Below are 19,499 nucleotides of genomic sequence, written 5' to 3' on the forward strand. Positions count from 1 at the left end.
CTATTTCACGCTAAAGTGATAGCTGCCTTTGGTTTTATGGCCGTCTACGGAGACCACGTGCCAGTCCACCTGGTAAGTCCCTGACGCCAGCGTTTGTTCCAGCGGAACGGTGAGCTGAGCCTTGTTCTTTTCGTCTCGCGTAGCGGTTCCGGTTTTGATGACCTGCTTTTGCGCATCCGTTACCAGCACACCGCTAAACCCAGGTTCGATACCTTCCGAAAAATTCAGCGTAAGTGCCTGCGGTGCGGTCACCACGCTGTCTGCTGCCGGGATCTGCTGTTCGAGATGTGCATGTGCCAGCACGGAGGGCGTCATCATTGTCGAGGCCACAAAAACCAGTGCGCATACCGCGCGGGAGGCGGAGAAACCCATCGCAATCATTCCTTTTTGTTATGTCTGTAAGCTAAAGAATAACGCTGTATAATAAACGAGTCGAGGATCATCCTGCCTCCGCTTGTCATCATCGTGCAATCGCGGTAACGTTGCCGCCGCATAAAAAGGAGAAGGTAATGAAGATCAATCTGGCCGCCCTTCCGCAGGACGAGATGGATAAAGTGAATGTCGATCTCGCTGCCGCTGGCGTCGCGTTTAAAGAGCGTTACAACATGCCCATCGTGGCTGAAGTCGTTGAGCGGGAACAACCCGCCCATCTGCGCGACTGGTTTCGCCAAAGATTAATCGCCCACCGTCTCGCCTCGGTTAACCTCTCCCGTTTACCGTACGAGCCAAAAGTTAAATAAGCTTAACGAGTCGTTACACTTCCTTACGCGGAATCTGGCAGGATAAGAAAACCCTGATAAATTTAGGTGTATTCTTAAATCTCTGCGACTCAGTGTATAAGGAAGTCACGATGTCACATTGGAATATAGCGGCAGCCCAGTATGGCGGTCAGCACCAGAGCGTGGATGACCATGTTACGCACCACCTGCGCTTCATCTCCGAAGCAGCACGGCAGCGGTGTGATTTGCTGGTCTTCCCTGAACTCTCATTAACGGGCTCAGGCGCGCCGACGCTACCTCCCCCGCCCGATGACGCGCAGCTGGAACCGCTGCTTAACGCAGCACATTTTTACCAAATTACCGTTATTGCCGGAATTCCCCTGGAGCGGAATGGTCAGCGCCAGAAAGGCCTCGCGCTGTTTACGCCCGCTCGCCACCGCATCCTTTGCTACCCGCAAGGTCACGGTGCCAGCCTGGTGCCGGGGGATAAACACCTTACCATCATTGATGCGCATGGCGATTCCCCCAATCTCGATCCCAGGGCCACGCTTGTCACCAGCTGCCAGTCAGTAAGGGATAACCGCTGGCGGCAGTCCATCGGTACCCTGCAGCGCTTCGCGCATAAATATGCCATTGCGGTACTGATGGCAAACGCCTGCGGCGGCAGCGCGCTGTGGGATGAAAAAGGCCAGCTGATCGTGCGCGCGGATAAAGGCGAGCTTCTGGTGACCGGTACGCTCAGCAGACGGGGTTGGCAAGGCGATATCATTCCTTTAGGCTAGGCGTTTTAAGCTCAGGAGTTTTCAATGCTGCGCGTCATCGATACCGAAACTTGCGATCTTCAGGGCGGAATTGTGGAAGTGGCCTCTGTCGACGTGGTTGACGGTAAAATCGTCAACCCAATGAGCCATCTGGTGCGTCCCGATCGCCCCATCAGCCCTCAGGCGATGGCTATCCATCGCATTACCGAATCGATGGTGGCGGATAAGCCGTGGATCGAAGAGATTATTCCGCACTACTACGGTAGCCCATGGTATGTCGCGCATAACGCCAACTTTGACCGCCGGGTGTTACCTGAGATGCCGGGTGAATGGATTTGTACCATGAAACTGGCGCGTCGCCTCTGGCCGGGGATTAAATACAGCAACATGGCGCTGTACAAGTCCCGTAAGCTCAGCGTCCGTACCCCTGAGGGGCTTCACCATCACCGCGCCCTGTATGACTGCTATATCACCGCCGCGCTGCTGATTGATATTATGAATATCTCCGGCTGGACGCCGGATGACATGGCAACCATCACCGGACGCCCCGCGCTACTGACCACGTTTACCTTTGGGAAATATCGCGGGAAGCCGGTGTCCGAGGTGGCGGATAAAGACCCGGGCTATTTGCGCTGGCTGTATAACAACCTCGACAGAATGAGCCCGGAACTGCGCTTAACGCTGAAACACTATCTGGGCGACGCTTAGCGCTCCGCACGGCCTGGCAGCGTGTCCTGCGCCAGGCCTATCAGGAAGGCATATTCCAGGGCAACCCCTTCGTACGATTTAAACCGTCCCGATTTCCCCCCGTGCCCGGAATCCATATCGGTACACAGCAGCAGCAGGTTGTCATCGGTTTTCAACTCCCGCAGCTTCGCCACCCATTTTGCCGGCTCCCAGTATTGCACCTGAGAATCATGCAAGCCGGTGGTGACCAGCATATGCGGGTAGGCTTTCGCCTCCACGTTATCGTACGGGCTGTACTCTTTCATATAGCGGTAGTACATCTCATCCTGCGGATTCCCCCACTCTTCAAACTCCCCGGTGGTAAGAGGAATGGATTCATCGAGCATGGTCGTGACCACATCGACAAACGGAACCTGCGCGACAATCCCCTTAAAGCGATCGGGACGCTGGTTGATCGCCGCCCCCATCAGCATGCCGCCCGCGCTGCCCCCCATTCCAAAGCAAAGCTGCGGATCCCCGTAGCCCTGCTCAATCAGCGCATCGCAGACGTCGAGGTAGTCATTGAAGGTGTTTTTCTTTTTCAGGAATTTCCCGTCTTCATACCAGTGTTGTCCCAGCTCACCGCCGCCGCGAATATGGGCGATGGCGAAAACAAAACCGCGATCGAGCAGGCTTAACCGGCTGCTGCTGAAATCGGCGTCCATGCTTGAGCCATACGAGCCGTAGCCGTACACCAGGATCGGGTTTTTGCCTTTCTGGAAATGCGCCCGATGGTAAACGAGAGAGACCGGCACCTCTACGCCATCACGGGCGGTGACCCACAGGTGCTCGCTGCGGTAGTTTTCGGACTCAAACCCTTTTACCTCGGTCTGTTTAATCACCTGGCGCTGCCCGGTATCCATATTAAGCTCAAACAGGGTGTCCGGCGTGGTCATGGATGAGTAGCCGTAGCGCAACCGCGACGATTCGGGTTCAGGGTTGAAACCAATCCACGTCACGTAGGCCGGGTCGTCGAACGCAATCCCCACCACTTCCCGGGTTTTACGGTTGATTTGCCGGATACTGGTCAGCCCGCGCTGACGCTCTTCCACCACCAGCCAGTCGGTAAACAGGGTGAACCCTTCCAGCATCACCTGATCCCGCGCGGGGATAAGCACCTCCCATTTGCGCTCATCGCGCACTTTGGTTTTATAGAGACCAAAGTTTTTGCCCTCGCGATTGGAGCGCAAATAAAAGCTGTGCTGGAAGTGATCCAGGCTGTACTCGTGATCCTTACGGCGCGGCAGGAAACAGAGCGGCTGGGCATCGGGCAGTTCGGCATCCAGCAGCAGAACCTCCGAGGTCGTCGCGCTGGAAAGGAAGATAATCACATAGTGGCGGGAGGAGGTTTTATGCAGGCTGACATAAAACGTTTCGTCTTTCTCTTCATAAACCAGCTCGTCGTCAGCGGAGTCCGTTCCCACCGTATGTCGCCACACCTGATAAGGCAGTAGCGTCGACGCGTGCTTTTTGACGTAGTAAACCGTCTCGGAATCATTTGCCCAGACAAAATCCGGGGAGACGTTTTCCAGCATTTCCGGATACCAGTTGCCGGTGTCCAGATTGCGAAACCGCAGGCCGTACTGGCGACGGGAGAGATAATCCTCCGCCAGCGCCATTACCGCGTTATCAGGCGAAATGGACATGCCGCCCAGGGTATAAAACTCGCTGTGGGCGGCGCGCTGGTTGGCATCCAGCAGGATATCCCACTCATCCCATTCGGCGCTTAACACCGACTGACGCTGGTAGATGGGATACTCATTGCCGGGCTCGTAGATGTGGCGATAGCGATAGCCGTTTTTGGTCCAGGGCGCGGAGATATCGTGCTGAGGAATACGCTGCACCATTTCATTCAGCAGCTGGTTCTGAAGCGCCTGCTGGCTGGACATGACCTTGCGGCCATAGTCGTTTTCCTCGTGCAGGTAGTCGAGTACCTCTGGCCGGGAGCGCGAATCGTCCCGCAGCCAGTAATAGTTGTCTATACGCGTATCGCCATGCGTGGTGATCGCATAAGGAGTACGTCGGGCTTTCGGTGGCATGTCATCATTCTTTTAAGTTTTACACCCTATAAGGTTGGCAAAACCCACGCATGATGCAAGCGAAACCGCGTCGCGACGGCGACGACTATCCCTGTAACGCCTGTTTTTGTTCCCGGATATCCCGCTCAATGCCCTCGCGCACGTCCTGAGGGATCTTTAACGCATCGCCCAGGGCGTTAAGGTAGCTGCGCTCCATAAAGTGATCGATATCGATGGCGGCGCAGCTGAGGAAATAGAGCTCCAGCGCCTCTTCCTCATTTTTCACACTTTGCGCAAGACGCTGCGGCTCGAGCGGCTGTTCTATCGCCTGCGCCACCAGCACTCTTCCCTTCTCTTCGACCCCGGCTTCGCGCAGCTGCTGCTCGATCGCCGAACGTTCTTTATCATCAATATGCCCGTCACTTTTCGCGGCAAAAACCAGCGCAAGAATGAGCCGTTCGGTACGCAGATCCAGCGGCGAGGTGTGCTCGCCATAATGCGGCTCATCGCTGTGCGCGGTCCGTACCCTGTCCTTGTATTTATTCCACAGCACGGTGCCCGCGATAGCGCCGCCGCCGGCCAGCAGCGCGCCTGTGCCATACTTTGCCAGCAGCTTGCGTGAGGATTTATTCGCGACCAGCAGGCCAGCCAGCCCGCCGAGCGCCCCGGGTACCAGCAGCTTGCTAAGGTCCCGCTCGCCAGACGATGTTTTCTGCCCTAACAGGGATTGCAGTTGATTTAACCAGCCAGACATGGTTTCCCTCACTTAACGGTGAACATGTTCCACAGCGTAAGCGAGCGGGCGTCAGGAAACGTCTGGCCGGGCTAAAGAAGCGCAAATTTCTGCCCCCTCGTTTAGCCCTGCACAAGACAGACGCAAACGTTTTCGTTTATACTGCGCGCAACTTTTTTAGGGGGATTGTTATGATTCGTTTAGGAACTGCGCTGCGACCTGCGGCGACGCGAGTGATGCTGTTGGGATCGGGCGAGCTGGGGAAAGAGGTCGCCATTGAGTGCCAGCGTTTAGGTGTGGAAGTCATTGCCGTAGACCGTTACGCCGACGCACCCGCCATGCACGTCGCCCACCGTTCTTATGTGATTAACATGCTGGATGGCGATGCCCTTCGCGAACTGATTACGCGCGAGAAACCCGATTTTGTCGTACCGGAAATTGAAGCCATTGCCACCGATACGCTGATCGCCCTCGAGCAGGAAGGCCAGCGCGTGGTGCCCTGCGCGAAAGCCGCAAAGCTGACCATGAACCGCGAAGGCATTCGTCGCCTGGCGGCGGAAGAGCTGGGGTTGCCCACCTCGAGCTACCGTTTTGCGGGCGATAAGGCCGCATTCCTGAAGGCCGTCGAGGAGATTGGCTACCCGTGCATCGTTAAGCCGGTGATGAGTTCCTCCGGAAAAGGACAGAGCTTTATTCGCGACAGCAGCACCCTGGATAACGCGTGGGATTATGCCCAGCAGGGTGGCCGTGCCGGAGCCGGTCGCGTCATCGTCGAAGGCGTCGTAAAGTTTGATTTCGAAATCACCCTTCTGACCGTCAGCGCCGTTGACGGGGTCCATTTCTGCGACCCGATTGGCCACCGTCAGGAGGATGGCGATTACCGCGAATCCTGGCAGCCGCAGCAGATGAGCGCCCTGGCGCTGGAGCGTGCTCAGGAGATCGCCCGTAAAACCGTACTCGCGCTGGGCGGCTATGGCCTGTTCGGCGTGGAGCTGTTTGTGTGCGGTGATGAGGTGATTTTCAGCGAAGTCTCCCCTCGTCCGCATGACACCGGCATGGTCACGCTAATTTCGCAGGATCTCTCCGAGTTCGCCCTGCACGTGCGCGCATTCCTCGGCCTGCCCGTCGGCGGTATCCGTCAGTATGGCCCGGCCGCCTCGGCGGTGATCCTGCCGCAGTTAACCAGCCAGAACGTCACGTTTGATAACGTCGACGGGGCGGTGGGTGTCGGATTGCAGGTACGTTTGTTCGGCAAGCCGGAGATCGACGGAACCCGCCGTCTTGGCGTGGCATTAGCCACCGGGGATAACGTTGACGACGCCGTGGCGAGAGCGAAAGCGGCCGCTGCGAGCGTCAAGGTTGCAGGATAAAAAAACGGGCCGTAAGGCCCGTTTTTCATGCGGCGAATGGCTTACTGCTTCGCACCTTCAACCGCTTCGCGAGCCAGTTTGGTGATGCGATCCCAGTCGCCCGCTTCCAGCGCATCCGCCGGAACCAGCCATGAACCACCGATGCACAGCACGCTTTTCAGCGCCAGGTAGTCACGGTAGTTGGCAGGAGAGATACCGCCCGTCGGGCAGAAGCGTACCTGAGAGAATGGACCCGCAATCGCCTGCAGCGCTTTGGTGCCGCCGTTCGCTTCAGCCGGGAAGAATTTGAACTCTTTCAGACCGTAGTCCATGCCCAGCATCAGTTCAGAGACGGTGCTGATGCCCGGGATCAGCGGAATGGTACCTTCAGTAGCGGCTTTCAGCAGCGGCTCGGTCAGGCCAGGGCTGATGGCGAACTGCGCGCCCGCGTCGGTCACTTCCGCCAGCTGCTGCGCGTTGAGAACGGTGCCCGCACCGATGATGGCGTCCGGCACTTCTTTGGCGATAGCGCGGATAGCGTCCATCGCGCAGGCGGTACGCAGGGTGACTTCCAGAACGCGAACGCCGCCCGCAACCAGCGCTTTCGCCATCGGTACAGCGTGCTCCAGCTTGTTTACCACGATAACCGGCACGACAGGGCCAGTGGTCAGGATTGCTTCTGCACTTGTTTTCCAGTTTTTCATCAGAGTTTTCTCTCGCCAGATCGTTAAAATCAAGTCGTCTTAAAACGTAATACAGGTTGCGCCCTGCTCCGCACCGGAGAGTTTCTCACGCAGCGCGCTGAACATTTCGCGTCCGGTCCCCACGCGCGATGCGCTCAGGTCAGGAATATGGGGCTGACGTGCCGCCAGCTCGGCGTCATCGACCAGCAGGGTTAACTCGCCCGTCTGGCCGTTAACGCGGATCATGTCACCGTCGCGCACTTTCGCCAGTAAACCGCCGTCGTAGGCTTCCGGCGTTACGTGGATGGCTGAAGGCACTTTACCGGATGCCCCAGAGAGGCGTCCATCGGTGACTAACGCAATTTTGAAACGGCGGTCCAATAATACACCAAGTGGTGGCATAAGTTTATGTAATTCTGGCATCCCGTTCGCTTTAGGCCCCTGGTGACGCACCACCACCACGCAGTCTTTATCGAGCAGACCGGCGTCAAAGGCGGGTAACACGTCGTGCTGGCTTTCAAACACCACCGCCGGCGCTTCGATAATCTGGTTCTCTTCCGGTACGGCAGAGGTCTTCATTACCGCGCGACCGAGGTTGCCGCTCAGCACTTTGGTGCCGCCGTGAGGAGAGAACGGTTTGTCGATGGTGGCGATCACCTGCGCATCAAGAGACGCGCTCGCCCCTTCACGCCAGTCCAGCTCGCCGTTGTTCAGCCACGGCTCCTGGGTGTAGCGCTGAAGGCCAAAGCCCGCCACGGTATTCACGTCTTCATGCAGCAGTCCGCCTTTCAGCAGCTCGCGCATCAGCAACGGTACGCCGCCTGCGGCCTGGAAGTGGTTAATATCCGCCGGACCGTTCGGGTACAGGCGTGCCATCAGCGGCACCACGGAAGAGATCTCGGAGAAGTCATCCCAGTTAATCAGAATGCCCGCCGCACGCGCCATAGCCACCAGGTGCATGGTGTGGTTGGTTGACCCCCCGGTTGCCAGCAGCGCGACAATCCCGTTGACGATGACTTTTTCGTCGACCATTTTGCCCATCGGCATCCATTCGTTGCCGTTGCCGGTCAGGCGCGTGACCTGACGGGCCGCGGCCTCGGTCAGCGCCTTGCGCAGCGGCGCATCCGGCTGGATAAAGGACGAGCCCGGAAGCTGCATTCCCATAAACTCCACCACCATCTGGTTGGTGTTAGCCGTACCGTAGAACGTACAGGTGCCCGGCGCATGATAGGACGCTGCTTCCGCCTCCAGCAGCGCCTGACGGTCTGCTTTCCCTTCCGCGTACAGTTGGCGAATACGCACTTTTTCTTTGTTCGGCAGACCGCTCGCCATTGGGCCTGACGGCACGAAGATCGCAGGCAGGTGCCCAAACGACAGCGCCGCCATTACCAGGCCCGGAACAATCTTGTCGCACACGCCGAGATACAGCGCGCCATCAAACATGTTGTGTGACAGACCCACCGCCGCGGACATCGCAATCACTTCGCGGCTCAGCAGGGACAACTCCATGCCGTCCTGCCCCTGCGTCACGCCGTCGCACATGGCAGGTACGCCGCCCGCCACCTGGCCCACGGCATTCACACTGTGCAGCGCGTTACGGATGATAGCGGGATAGACCTCATACGGCTGGTGTGCGGAAAGCATATCGTTATAGGAAGTAATGATGGCGATATTGTTACGCAACATGCTTTTCAGCGACGCTTTATCATCAGGCTGGCAGGCGGCGAAGCCGTGCGCCAGGTTCCCGCAGGCCAGCTGAGATCGGTGGACGGTGTTGCTCTTTGCCTGTTCAATCCGGGCGAGGTAGGCCGAGCGGGTCTCTTTCGAGCGCTCAGTAATGCGCTGTGTTACGCGTAACAATGTCGGATTCATAAAAGCTCCTCTAATTTATCTGTCCGGGCTCGGGAGTTTACAAAGTCGCTGGCAGTTGTTAACAACGCTGAAACGCTTGCTGTCCGGAGCTCAGGGGCAAAATCACTTCCGGCAGTGTAATAAAAAAAGCTCCGCGGGTGAATCCACGCGGAGCTTAAAAGTTGAAAATTGTGCCACTAGCTGTGTTAGATCATGTTACCGGTAAAATAACACTTACGGGCTAGAGGATTATCTTACTCAAACTCGTTCCAGGAGCGGCCATCGCGGGTGATCATCGCAACCGACGCGACAGGTCCCCAGGTCCCCGCCTGATACGGTTTTGGCGCATCCTGATCGGCAGCCCAGGCTTCGGTGATGGAGTCGACCCATTTCCACGCTTCTTCCACTTCGTCGCGGCGCACGAACAGTGCCTGGATACCGCGCATGGTTTCCAGCAGCAGACGCTCGTAAGCATCGGCCAGGTGCGTCTGGTTGAAGGTTTCGGAGTAGCTCAGATCCAGCTTGGTGGTCTGCAGGTTGTGTTTGTGATCCAGGCCCGGCACTTTGTTCAGGATCTGGATATCCACGCCCTCGTCCGGCTGCAGACGAATGGTCAGTTTGTTCTGCGGCAGCTCCTGCCAGGACTCTTTGAACAGGTTCAGTTCCGGGTTTTTGAAGTAAACCACCACTTCGGAACATTTGGCTGGCAGACGTTTACCGGTGCGCAGGTAGAACGGAACCCCCGCCCAGCGCCAGTCGTCGATATCCACGCGGATGGCCACGAACGTCTCGGTGTTGCTGGACTTGTTCGCGCCCTCTTCTTCCAGGTAGCCAGGCACTTTTTTGCCTTGCGCAAACCCGGCGGTGTACTGGCCGCGAACGGTCTTCTCACGCACGTTGGAGCGGTCGATGCGGCGCAGTGACTTCAGCACCTTCACTTTTGCGTCACGGATGCTGTCAGCCGTCAGGTCAGACGGTGGAGACATGGCAATCATGCACAGAATCTGCAGCAGGTGGTTCTGGATCATGTCGCGCATCTGGCCGGCCTGGTCAAAGTAACCCCAGCGGCCTTCAATCCCCACCTCTTCCGCCACGGTGATTTCCACGTGGTCGATAGTGCGGTTGTCCCAGTTATTCACAAACAGGGAGTTAGCGAAACGCAGCGCCAGCAGGTTCAGTACCGTCTCTTTACCGAGATAGTGGTCGATACGGTAGACCTGGCACTCTTCAAAGAACTCGCCCACCTGGTCGTTGATTTCACGCGAGGTTGCCAGCGACGTACCCAGCGGCTTCTCCATCACGACGCGCGCCGGTTTGGCGTTCAGTTTGGCTTCGCCCAGACCTTTGCAGATGGCGCCGAAGGTGCTTGGCGGCATGGCGAAATAGTTAATGGTGACACGGTTTTTCTGATCCAGCATCGCGCCTAAACGGGTAAACGCGCTGACGTCATTGACGTCCAGGTTGCAGAAATCGAGACGTCCACTCAGGGTATCCCACAAACTTTCATCAATTTTTTCCTTCATGAAAGTTTCGAGCGCCTCACGGACGACTTTGGTATAAGCGTCTTTGTCCCAGTCGGCGCGCCCTACACCCAGGATACGGGTATCCGGATGAATTTGGCCCGCTTTCTCCAGTTGATACAGGGAAGGCAGCAATTTTCGGCGTGCAAGATCGCCTTTCGCGCCGAAAATGACCAGGTCACATGCCTGGGCTGTTTGCGTTACCGCCATGTCATTCTCCTCAGTTGGATCACCTGGTACTTCTGCCAGGTATCGTTGTAATTTTATTACAATGCACTGTACTGCTTTTACGTCATTCCCGAAACCATTAGCGCTTATCGTCGCGTGCGATAACGCGATTTTTCCCTCTCTGGAGGATTACGACGGCGCAATGACGCAACAACCGCCGTTTCTTTGCGCAACAGGGTCACGGCAAAACCCGACACCGATCAAGTAATGAAAAAAAACAACAACATTATCTTGTCGATTATTACCCTTTAGGGAAGCCACAAGGGTAATATCGGCTAAATCGAATCACGATTTCATCAATTTATGAAATCGTTTACACCCATGAGCGTCCTGTTAACATGAACATGCTGGAAAAAATCCAGTTTCAACTGGAACACCTTAGCAAATCCGAGCGAAAAGTGGCCGAGGTCATTCTCGCCTCCCCCGCTCAGGCGATTCATTCGAGCATCGCCGCTCTGGCACAGGAAGCGGGTGTTAGCGAACCGACGGTCAACCGCTTTTGCCGCAGCCTGGAAACGCGCGGCTTTCCTGATTTTAAACTGCATCTGGCACAAAGTCTGGCTAACGGCACCCCTTATGTTAATCGTAATGTGGATGAAGACGACAGCGTTGATGCCTATACCGCGAAAATTTTTGAATCGGCTATGGCTTCGCTCGACCACGTCCGCCAGTCTCTGGACATGAGTTCCGTGAATCGCGCGGTGGATTTACTCACCCAGGCCAAGCGGATTGCGTTCTTTGGTCTCGGGTCGTCGGCGGCCGTAGCGCATGACGCGATGAACAAATTTTTCCGCTTTAACGTCCCGGTTATTTATTCCGATGACATTGTGCTGCAACGCATGAGCTGTATGAATTGCAGTGAAGATGACGTCGTGGTACTGATTTCGCATACCGGCCGCACCAAGAGTCAGGTAGAGCTGGCGCAGCTGGCCCGTGAAAACGATGCCATGGTGATTGCCCTCACCACGGCAGGCACGCCGCTGGCGCGTGAGGCGACGCTGGCGATCACCCTTGACGTGCCGGAAGACACCGACATTTATATGCCGATGGTTTCCCGGCTGGCGCAGCTTACCGTGATTGACGTGCTGGCGACCGGTTTTACCTTACGTCGGGGCGCAAAATTCCGGGATAACTTGAAGCGGGTCAAGGAAGCGCTGAAGGAATCGCGTTTTGATAAAGAATTGCTTATAAAGAGCGATGTTCCCTGATAGTTGATAACGAAGACGTAACCAATAATTACGATGTAACGATTTACGGCATTCGGTCCACTCTCCGCTGCCTTGCAGCAGATGAAGACCGATTCAATGTTCACGCAACACCAAAGTTGTTTCAGTCAACGGAGTATTACATGTCCAGAAGGCTTCGCAGAACCAAGATCGTAACCACCTTAGGCCCGGCCACCGATCGCGATAACAATCTTGAGAAAATTATCGCCGCTGGTGCCAACGTGGTGCGTATGAACTTCTCTCACGGTACGCCAGAAGACCATAAATTACGTGCCGACAAAGTGCGTGAAATCGCAGCAAAACTGGGCCGCCACGTGGCCGTCCTCGGCGATTTGCAGGGTCCAAAAATCCGCGTATCGACCTTTAAAGAGGGTAAAGTTTTCCTCAATATCGGCGACAAATTCCTGCTGGATGCCAACCTGGGCAAAGGCGAAGGCGATAAAGAGAAAGTCGGTATCGACTATAAAGGCCTGCCGGCTGACGTGGTGCCTGGCGATATCTTGCTGCTCGACGACGGTCGCGTACAGCTGAAGGTGCTGGAAGTTCAGGGCATGAAAGTGTTCACCGAAGTCACCGTCGGCGGCCCGCTCTCCAACAATAAAGGCATCAACAAACTGGGTGGCGGCCTCTCTGCTGAAGCGCTTACCGATAAAGACAAAGCGGACATCGTCACTGCCGCGCTGATCGGCGTTGACTACCTGGCCGTCTCCTTCCCGCGCTGCGGCGAAGATTTGAACTATGCGCGTCGCCTGGCACGTGATGCAGGCTGCGATGCCAAAATCGTCGCGAAAGTTGAACGCGCGGAGGCCGTTTGCGATCAGGATGCCATGGACGATGTGATCCTCGCGTCTGACGTGGTAATGGTTGCACGCGGTGACCTGGGCGTGGAAATCGGCGACCCTGAGCTGGTAGGTATCCAGAAAGCGCTGATTCGTCGCGCACGTCAGCTGAACCGCGCGGTGATCACCGCCACTCAGATGATGGAGTCGATGATCACCAACCCAATGCCAACCCGTGCAGAAGTCATGGACGTGGCTAACGCCGTGCTGGACGGTACCGATGCGGTGATGCTCTCTGCGGAAACCGCTGCGGGCCAGTATCCGGCAGAAACCGTGGCCGCCATGGCGCGCGTCTGCCTGGGCGCTGAAAAGATCCCAAGCATTAACGTCTCTAAACACCGTCTGGACGTGCAGTTCGACAACGTGGAAGAAGCGATTGCGATGTCTGCGATGTACGCGGCAAACCATCTGAAAGGCGTTACCGCGATCATCACCATGACCGAATCTGGCCGCACCGCGCTGATGACCTCTCGTATCAGCTCTGGTCTGCCGATCTTCGCCATGTCCCGTCACGAGCGTACCCTGAACCTGACGGCGCTGTACCGCGGCGTGACGCCGGTTCACTTCGACAGCACCAATGACGGCGTAGCGGCGGCACACGATGCCGTAAACCTGCTGCGCGACAAAGGCTATCTGGTGTCCGGTGATATCGTCATTGTGACCCAGGGCGATGTGATGAGCACCATCGGCTCAACCAACACCACGCGCGTTATGACCGTCGAGTAATAACGCTGTGTTAAAAAGCCCTCTCCGTCTGGAGAGGGCTTTTTTTATTTCCGCGGATAAAGCTCTTTGCGTTTATAGGGCTCTGTTTCACCCGGTTTCCGCGTTTTAAGCAGCTTCAGTATCCACGTGTACTGTTCGGCATGTGGCCCCACCAGTATTTCCACCTCTTCGTTCATTCGACGCGCGATGGTGTGGTCGTCCGCGGTGAGCAGATCGTCCATCGGCGGACGGACCTCAATACTCAGACGATGCGTATTGCCGTCATAGACCGGGAATAGCGGGATTACGCGGGCACGACAGACCTTCATCAGACGGCCAATCGCGGGGAGCGTTGCTTTATAGGTTGCAAAGAAATCGACAAACTCGCTGTGCTCGGGGCCGTGGTCCTGATCCGGTAGATAGTAGCCCCAGTACCCCTGACGTACCGACTGAATGAAGGGCTTAATGCCATCGTTACGCGCATGCAAACGTCCGCCAAAACGACGACGCACCGTGTTCCAGACAAAATCGTAGATTTTATTTCCCTGGTTATGGAACATCGCCGCCATTTTCTGCCCCTGAGAGGCCATGAGCATCGCCGGAATATCAACGCCCCAGCCGTGGGGGACGAGGAAAATGACTTTCTCGTCGTTGCGGCGCATCTCCTCGATAATGTCCAGCCCTTTCCAGTCAACGCGATCGACGATTTTATCCGGCCCTTTCAGCGCCAGTTCCGCCATCATCGCCATTGCCTGCGGCGCGGTGGTATACATCTCATCAATGATTGCCTCGCGCTCGGCGTCGCTTTTCTCAGGAAAACAGTAGTACAGGTTGATCTGCGCGCGGCGGCGGGCGCTCTTGCCTAAACGCCCGGCCAGACGGCCAATTTTACCGAGAACGGGATCGCGAAAAGAGGCAGGCAGCATCGCCATCCCCGCAAAGGCGTAAACACCAAGCCAGGCGCCCCAGTTGCGCGGATGGCGGAAGGATTTTTCAAACTCAGGAATGTATTCAATATTGTTTTTTTTGGTTTCCATGCTGGATCCAGGGTCTGATGACGCAAAATTTAATTCAGATAGTGTAGCGAGGCAGTCGTCCACGCACAAAAGAAAAAGCCGGCGTCAGTGTGCGCCGGCTTTTTTAACAAAAACAGAGAGCTTAGTTTAGGCTCAGCTGCGGCATCACCTCTTTCACCTGCGCCAGATAATCAGTACGATCTTTACCTGTCAGGCCTTCGGTGCGCGGCAGTTTCGCCGTCAGCGGGTTCACTGCTTGCTGGTTGATCCACACTTCATAGTGCAGGTGCGGGCCAGTAGAGCGTCCGGTATTGCCGGAGATCGCGATACGGTCACCGCGCTTCACCTTCTGGCCCGGTTTGACCAGTAGCTTACGCAGGTGCATATAGCGGGTCGTATAAGTACGACCATGACGTACCGCGACATAATATCCGGCGGCACCGCTACGCTTGGCCACCACTACTTCGCCATCCCCTACCGCCAGTACCGGCGTACCCTGCGGCATGGCAAAGTCAACGCCACGGTGCGGTGCGACGCGCCCGGTTACCGGGTTCAGACGACGCGGGTTAAAGTTCGAGGAGACGCGGAACTGTTTTGCCGTCGGGAAGCGCAGGAAGCCTTTCGCAAGGCCCGTACCGGTACGGTCATAGAACTTACCGTCTTCGGCACGAATCGCATAGTAATCTTTGCCCTCGGAGCGCAGACGTACGCCCAGCAGCTGGCTTTGCTCGCGCTTGCCGTCCAGCATTTCGCGGGACATCAGGACGGAGAACTCATCGCCCTTCTTCAGCTTGCGGAAATCCATCTGCCACTGCATGGCTTTGATCACCGAGCTGATTTCAGCGCTGGTCAAGCCTGCATCGCGCGCGCTGGAGACAAAGCTCGCGCCCACGGTGCCTTTCAGAACGCTGTTAACCCAGTCGCCCTTCTGCATTTCGCTGGTCATCTTGAAACCGTTTGCAGTGCGATCGTAGGTGCGGGTTTCGCGGCGGGACATTTCCCAGGTCAGACGCTGGAGATCGCCATCCGCCGTTAATGTCCAGGAGAGCTGTTGTCCGATTTTCAGGTTACGAAGATCTTTATCCGCAGCCGCCAGCTGGCTAATATTACCCATGTCGATGCCGTACTGGTTCAGCACGCTGCTCAGCGTGTCCCCGGTTGACACAACATATTCGTGGATACCCGCTTCGTTCTCGGTTTTATCGTCCAGTTCATCCTGCGGGATGGCTTCATCTTCCTGAGCCGCCTGGTCGATAGGCTCACTGGCTTCAGGCAGCAAAGAACGGATTTCGCTCTTTTCAAGCTCAATGGTTTTGATGATAGGGGCAGAACTCGGGTGGTAAACATAGGGCCGCCAGACGGCGACCGCTAAGGTGAGTACTGTAAGCGACCCCAGCATAACGCGGTGGGGTCGAGGCAGATTGTTAAATGCCAGGGCGACAGAGCGGGCTATCTGTTGCACGTATTCACTTCCTCGTTAATCTCCTTTCAGGCAGCTCGCATACTGGTTCGCCAGTTGGCTGAGGAACTGCGAATAGCTCGCTTTGCTCAACTGGATATTCGTACCTAGCGGGTCAAGGGTTCCCATGCGCACGGATGTTCCCCTGGCCACGGCTTCTACGACCGCTGGCCTGAACTGTGGCTCAGCAAAAACGCATGTCGCTTTTTGCTCAACCAACTGTGTTCTGATTTCATGTAAACGCTGCGCACCAGGCTGAATTTCAGGGTTGACGGTGAAGTGACCCAGCGGGGACAAACCGTAATGTTTTTCGTAATAGCCGTAGGCGTCATGAAAAACGAAATACCCTTTTCCTTTCAACGGTGCGAGCTCATTACCTACCTGCTTATCGGTTGCGGCTAATTGTGCCTCAAAATCCTTCAGGTTGGCGTCTAGTTTGGCTCGACTTTGCGGCATAAGTTCCACTAATTTGTCATGGATTGCAACCGCTGAAAGCCGCGCTATCTCTGGGGATAACCAAAGATGCATGTTGTACTCGCCGTGATGGTGATCTCCATCACCTTTTTCACCGTCTGCAGCATGATGGTCATGCTCGTCGCCGTCGTCGTCCGCCCCTTTCATGAGCAACGGTTTCACGCCAGGGAGTGCAGCAATCGCGACCTGCTTTTCGCCAGCAACCTGTTTTGCTGACTTCTGCATGAACGCTTCCATTTCCGGGCCAATCCAGACGACTAAGTCCGCGTTTTGTAAGCGTTTTACATCTGACGGGCGCAGGGAATAGTCATGCTCGGATGCACCATCAGGGAGCAGAACCTGGGTTTCCGTTACCCCGTCTGCTATGGCCGAGGCGATGAATCCGAGTGGCTTAAGCGAAGCGACAACCGCAGCGTTAACATCTTGTGCGGTTGTACCCCAAAGGGCAGCGGATAATGCTGCGAAAAGAAGCGTATTTTTATGTAACATAATGCGACTGATCATCGTAGTGAATGCGTGGAATGTGATATTATAACATTCGTTGACTTCTTCAAGCTTAAAATGACATGACGACATTGGTTTCTCTTGAAAATATTTCGGTCTCATTCGGCCAGCGCCGCGTCCTCTCTGACGTGTCGCTCGATCTGAAGCCCGGCAAAATTCTGACGCTGCTCGGTCCCAATGGCGCAGGCAAATCTACCCTGGTGCGCGTGGTGCTGGGTCTGGTCGCACCCGATGAAGGCGTGATCAAGCGCGAGGAAAAATTGCGTATTGGCTATGTGCCGCAAAAACTTCACCTCGACGCCACGCTGCCGCTGACGGTCAGCCGTTTCCTGCGTCTGCGCCCCGGTACACGGAAAGCCGATATTCTCCCGGCGCTGAAACGCGTGCAGGCGGGCCATCTCATCGATGCGCCGCTGCAAAAACTGTCCGGCGGTGAAACGCAACGAGTCTTACTTGCCCGCGCGCTGCTGAGCAGCCCGCAGCTGCTGGTGCTGGATGAGCCGACTCAGGGCGTGGACGTGAATGGTCAGGTTGCGCTTTATGATCTGATCGACCAGCTACGTCGAGAGCTTGATTGCGCAGTGCTGATGGTGTCTCACGATCTCCATCTGGTGATGGCAAAAACCGACGAAGTGCTGTGTCTCAACCATCATATCTGCTGCTCCGGCACGCCTGAAGTGGTGTCAATGCATCCGGAATTTATCTCTATGTTTGGCCCTCGCGGCGCCGAACAGCTGGGCATTTACCGCCATCATCATAATCATCGCCATGATTTACAGGGACGAATTGTACTGCGTCGGGGAAATGGACACTCATGATTGAACTGTTACTGCCCGGCTGGCTGGCCGGGATTATGCTTGCCTGCGCCGCGGGCCCGCTTGGCTCGTTTGTGGTCTGGCGCAGAATGTCCTATTTTGGCGATACCCTGGCGCATGCGTCTCTGCTGGGCGTTGCCTTTGGTCTGCTGCTGGATGTGAACCCCTTCTACGCGGTCATTGTGGTTACGCTGCTGCTGGCCGCCGGTCTGGTCTGGCTGGAAAAGCGCCCTCACCTCGCGATTGATACGCTGCTTGGCATTATGGCGCACAGTGCCCTGTCTCTGGGTCTGGTGGTGGTCAGCCTGATGTCGAACATCCGCGTGGATCTGATGGCCTACCTCTTCGGTGACCTGCTGGCTGTGACGCCGGAGGATCTTATCGCTATCGCCATTGGCGTGGTGGTGGTGCTCGCTATACTGCTCTGGCAGTGGCGGAATTTACTGGCCATGACCGTCAGCCCGGATCTGGCATTTGTCGACGGCGTGAAGCTGCAGCGCGTGAAGCTGCTGCTGATGCTGGTGACGGCGTTAACGATTGGTGTAGCGATGAAGTTTGTCGGCGCGCTGATTATTACGTCGCTGCTGATCATCCCTGCCGCCACGGCGCGTCGTTTTGCCCGTACGCCGGAGCAGATGGCCGGTGTGGCCGTGATTATCGGGATGATTGCCGTAACGGGTGGGCTAACCTTCTCGGCGTTCTACGATACGCCTGCGGGGCCGTCCGTGGTGCTGAGTGCGGCGGTGCTGTTTATCTTCAGTATGATGAAGAAGACCGCACAGTAGCGGGTATGTCCCCGGTGGCGCTTCGCTTACCGGGGCTACAAAACCATCCGAAACCGTCATCCGGCACGATTTACGGCATTGCCGGTGGCGTAATGCCGAAATGATTCCACGCCCGCACCGTTGCCATACGTCCACGCGGGGTGCGCTGTAAGAAGCCCTGCTGGATCAGATACGGCTCCAGCACATCTTCAATCGTCTCACGCTCTTCACCAATTGCCGCCGCCAGGTTATCCAGCCCGACCGGGCCGCCAAAGAACTTATCCAGCACCGCCAGCAGCAGTTTACGGTCCATATAGTCAAAGCCTTCGGCATCGACGTTCAGCATATCCAGCGCCTGAGCGGCGATCTCGGCGGAAATCGAGCCATCGTGCTTCACTTCGGCAAAGTCACGCACGCGGCGCAGCAGGCGGTTGGCGATACGCGGCGTACCGCGGGAACGTTTCGCCACTTCAAACGCGCCCTCTTCGCTCATTTCCAGCCCCATATAGCGGGCGCTACGGCCAACAATGTGCTGGAGGTCCGCCACCTGGTAAAACTCAAGACGCTGCACGATGCCGAAACGGTCGCGCAGCGGTGAGGTCAACGACCCGGCGCGGGTGGTAGCGCCAATCAGGGTAAAGGGCGGCAGATCGATTTTGATGGAGCGCGCGGCTGGGCCTTCGCCGATCATGATATCCAGCTGGTAATCTTCCATCGCCGGATAGAGCACTTCCTCCACCACCGGTGACAGGCGGTGGATCTCATCGATAAACAGCACGTCATGCGGTTCGAGGTTGGTCAGCATCGCAGCGAGATCGCCCGCCTTCTCCAGCACCGGGCCGGAGGTGGTGCGCAGGTTGACGCCCATTTCATTGGCGACGATATTCGCCAGCGTGGTTTTCCCCAAACCCGGAGGACCAAAAATCAGCAGGTGATCGAGCGCATCGCCGCGCAGCTTTGCCGCCTGGATGAAAATCTCCATCTGGGAACGAACCTGCGGCTGGCCGATATACTCATCAAGCAGCTTAGGGCGGATCGCGCGATCCACCACGTCATCTGCCTGAATTGTGCCTGCCGATACCAGGCGGTCTGCTTCAATCATCCTTTAC

18 protein-coding genes are annotated in these 19,499 nt (G+C 56.5%); 8 read left to right on the forward strand and 10 right to left on the reverse strand.

The annotated features are described in order from the left end of the window. Complete coding sequence (yobA, locus tag GVO84_RS13655) at positions 1-372, reverse strand: CopC domain-containing protein YobA (protein ID WP_159514427.1); 372 nt, start codon at positions 370-372, stop codon at positions 1-3. A gap of 137 nt (positions 373-509) precedes the next feature. Between yobA and GVO84_RS13660 the strand changes: the two genes are divergently transcribed. The 3 genes from GVO84_RS13660 to exoX all read left to right on the forward strand — a co-directional run bounded on the left by GVO84_RS13660 (position 510) and on the right by exoX (position 2,188). After that, entirely contained in the window at positions 510-740 is a 231-nt protein-coding gene (locus GVO84_RS13660; RefSeq protein ID WP_159514428.1) for a DNA polymerase III subunit theta, read from the forward strand. Between the two features lie 110 nt (positions 741-850). Then, the gene (locus tag GVO84_RS13665) at positions 851-1,501 is read left to right on the forward strand and encodes a carbon-nitrogen hydrolase family protein (protein ID WP_121424177.1); all 651 of its coding nucleotides are present in this window, start codon (positions 851-853) and stop codon (positions 1,499-1,501) included. A gap of 24 nt (positions 1,502-1,525) precedes the next feature. After that, on the forward strand, positions 1,526-2,188 hold the full coding sequence (gene exoX, locus GVO84_RS13670; RefSeq protein WP_121424179.1) for an exodeoxyribonuclease X: 663 nt from the start codon (positions 1,526-1,528) through the stop codon (positions 2,186-2,188). Here the strand turns inward: exoX and ptrB are convergent. Together ptrB and GVO84_RS13680 are read right to left on the reverse strand one after the other, a co-directional pair. Beyond that, entirely contained in the window at positions 2,185-4,245 is a 2,061-nt protein-coding gene (ptrB, locus tag GVO84_RS13675) for an oligopeptidase B (RefSeq protein WP_159514429.1), read from the reverse strand. The two genes, exoX and ptrB, sit on opposite strands and share 4 nt — an antisense overlap. An 85-nt stretch (positions 4,246-4,330) precedes the next feature. Then, positions 4,331-4,978 carry a tellurite resistance TerB family protein gene (locus tag GVO84_RS13680; protein ID WP_023312225.1) on the reverse strand — a complete coding sequence of 216 codons (648 nt, stop codon included), beginning with the start codon at positions 4,976-4,978 and terminating at the stop codon, positions 4,331-4,333. A 170-nt stretch (positions 4,979-5,148) separates the two neighbouring features. Here GVO84_RS13680 and purT point away from each other — a divergent pair, with 170 nt between their 5' ends. Further along, positions 5,149-6,327, forward strand: a complete 1,179-nt coding sequence (gene purT / locus GVO84_RS13685; protein WP_159514430.1) for a formate-dependent phosphoribosylglycinamide formyltransferase — start codon at positions 5,149-5,151, stop codon at positions 6,325-6,327. 41 nt (positions 6,328-6,368) lie between these two features. Here the strand turns inward: purT and kdgA are convergent, their stop codons facing one another. From kdgA to zwf, 3 genes are all read right to left on the reverse strand, one after another. Then, the gene (gene kdgA, locus GVO84_RS13690) at positions 6,369-7,010 is read right to left on the reverse strand and encodes a bifunctional 4-hydroxy-2-oxoglutarate aldolase/2-dehydro-3-deoxy-phosphogluconate aldolase (protein WP_121424187.1); all 642 of its coding nucleotides are present in this window, start codon (positions 7,008-7,010) and stop codon (positions 6,369-6,371) included. A gap of 39 nt (positions 7,011-7,049) precedes the next feature. Beyond that, the gene (gene edd / locus GVO84_RS13695; protein WP_159514431.1) at positions 7,050-8,861 is read right to left on the reverse strand and encodes a phosphogluconate dehydratase; all 1,812 of its coding nucleotides are present in this window, start codon (positions 8,859-8,861) and stop codon (positions 7,050-7,052) included. Between the two features lie 233 nt (positions 8,862-9,094). Then, positions 9,095-10,570, reverse strand: a complete 1,476-nt coding sequence (zwf, locus tag GVO84_RS13700; protein ID WP_023312228.1) for a glucose-6-phosphate dehydrogenase — start codon at positions 10,568-10,570, stop codon at positions 9,095-9,097. Positions 10,571-10,926: 356 nt separating this feature from the next. Here zwf and GVO84_RS13705 point away from each other — a divergent pair, with 356 nt between their 5' ends. Both GVO84_RS13705 and pyk read left to right on the forward strand, forming a co-directional pair. Beyond that, positions 10,927-11,796: a MurR/RpiR family transcriptional regulator gene (locus GVO84_RS13705; protein ID WP_023312229.1), complete on the forward strand. Its 870-nt coding sequence runs from the start codon at positions 10,927-10,929 to the stop codon at positions 11,794-11,796. Positions 11,797-11,936: 140 nt separating this feature from the next. Then, on the forward strand, positions 11,937-13,379 hold the full coding sequence (gene pyk, locus GVO84_RS13710; protein ID WP_159514432.1) for a pyruvate kinase: 1,443 nt from the start codon (positions 11,937-11,939) through the stop codon (positions 13,377-13,379). 44 nt (positions 13,380-13,423) lie between these two features. Here the strand turns inward: pyk and lpxM are convergent, their stop codons facing one another. From lpxM to znuA, 3 genes are all read right to left on the reverse strand, one after another. After that, positions 13,424-14,395, reverse strand: coding sequence for a lauroyl-Kdo(2)-lipid IV(A) myristoyltransferase (gene lpxM, locus GVO84_RS13715; RefSeq protein WP_159514433.1), 972 nt, complete (start codon positions 14,393-14,395; stop codon positions 13,424-13,426). 121 nt (positions 14,396-14,516) lie between these two features. Beyond that, entirely contained in the window at positions 14,517-15,836 is a 1,320-nt protein-coding gene (gene mepM / locus GVO84_RS13720) for a murein DD-endopeptidase MepM (protein ID WP_023312231.1), read from the reverse strand. A 15-nt stretch (positions 15,837-15,851) separates the two neighbouring features. Then, positions 15,852-16,796 carry a zinc ABC transporter substrate-binding protein ZnuA gene (gene znuA / locus GVO84_RS13725; protein WP_159515649.1) on the reverse strand — a complete coding sequence of 315 codons (945 nt, stop codon included), beginning with the start codon at positions 16,794-16,796 and terminating at the stop codon, positions 15,852-15,854. Positions 16,797-16,873: 77 nt separating this feature from the next. Here znuA and znuC point away from each other — a divergent pair, with 77 nt between their 5' ends. Both znuC and znuB read left to right on the forward strand, forming a co-directional pair. After that, positions 16,874-17,629, forward strand: a complete 756-nt coding sequence (gene znuC, locus GVO84_RS13730; RefSeq protein WP_045326743.1) for a zinc ABC transporter ATP-binding protein ZnuC — start codon at positions 16,874-16,876, stop codon at positions 17,627-17,629. Then, on the forward strand, positions 17,626-18,411 hold the full coding sequence (gene znuB, locus GVO84_RS13735; protein ID WP_032658554.1) for a zinc ABC transporter permease subunit ZnuB: 786 nt from the start codon (positions 17,626-17,628) through the stop codon (positions 18,409-18,411). Before znuC ends, znuB begins: the two co-directional genes overlap by 4 nt. 70 nt (positions 18,412-18,481) lie before the next feature. Here znuB and ruvB read toward each other — a convergent pair whose 3' ends face one another. Next, positions 18,482-19,492, reverse strand: a complete 1,011-nt coding sequence (gene ruvB / locus GVO84_RS13740; RefSeq protein ID WP_023312235.1) for a Holliday junction branch migration DNA helicase RuvB — start codon at positions 19,490-19,492, stop codon at positions 18,482-18,484. Between the last annotated feature and the right edge of the window lie 7 nt (positions 19,493-19,499).

The sequence above is a fragment of the Enterobacter sp. SM3 genome, from assembly GCF_009811935.2.
GTDB lineage: Bacteria > Pseudomonadota > Gammaproteobacteria > Enterobacterales > Enterobacteriaceae > Enterobacter > Enterobacter asburiae_D.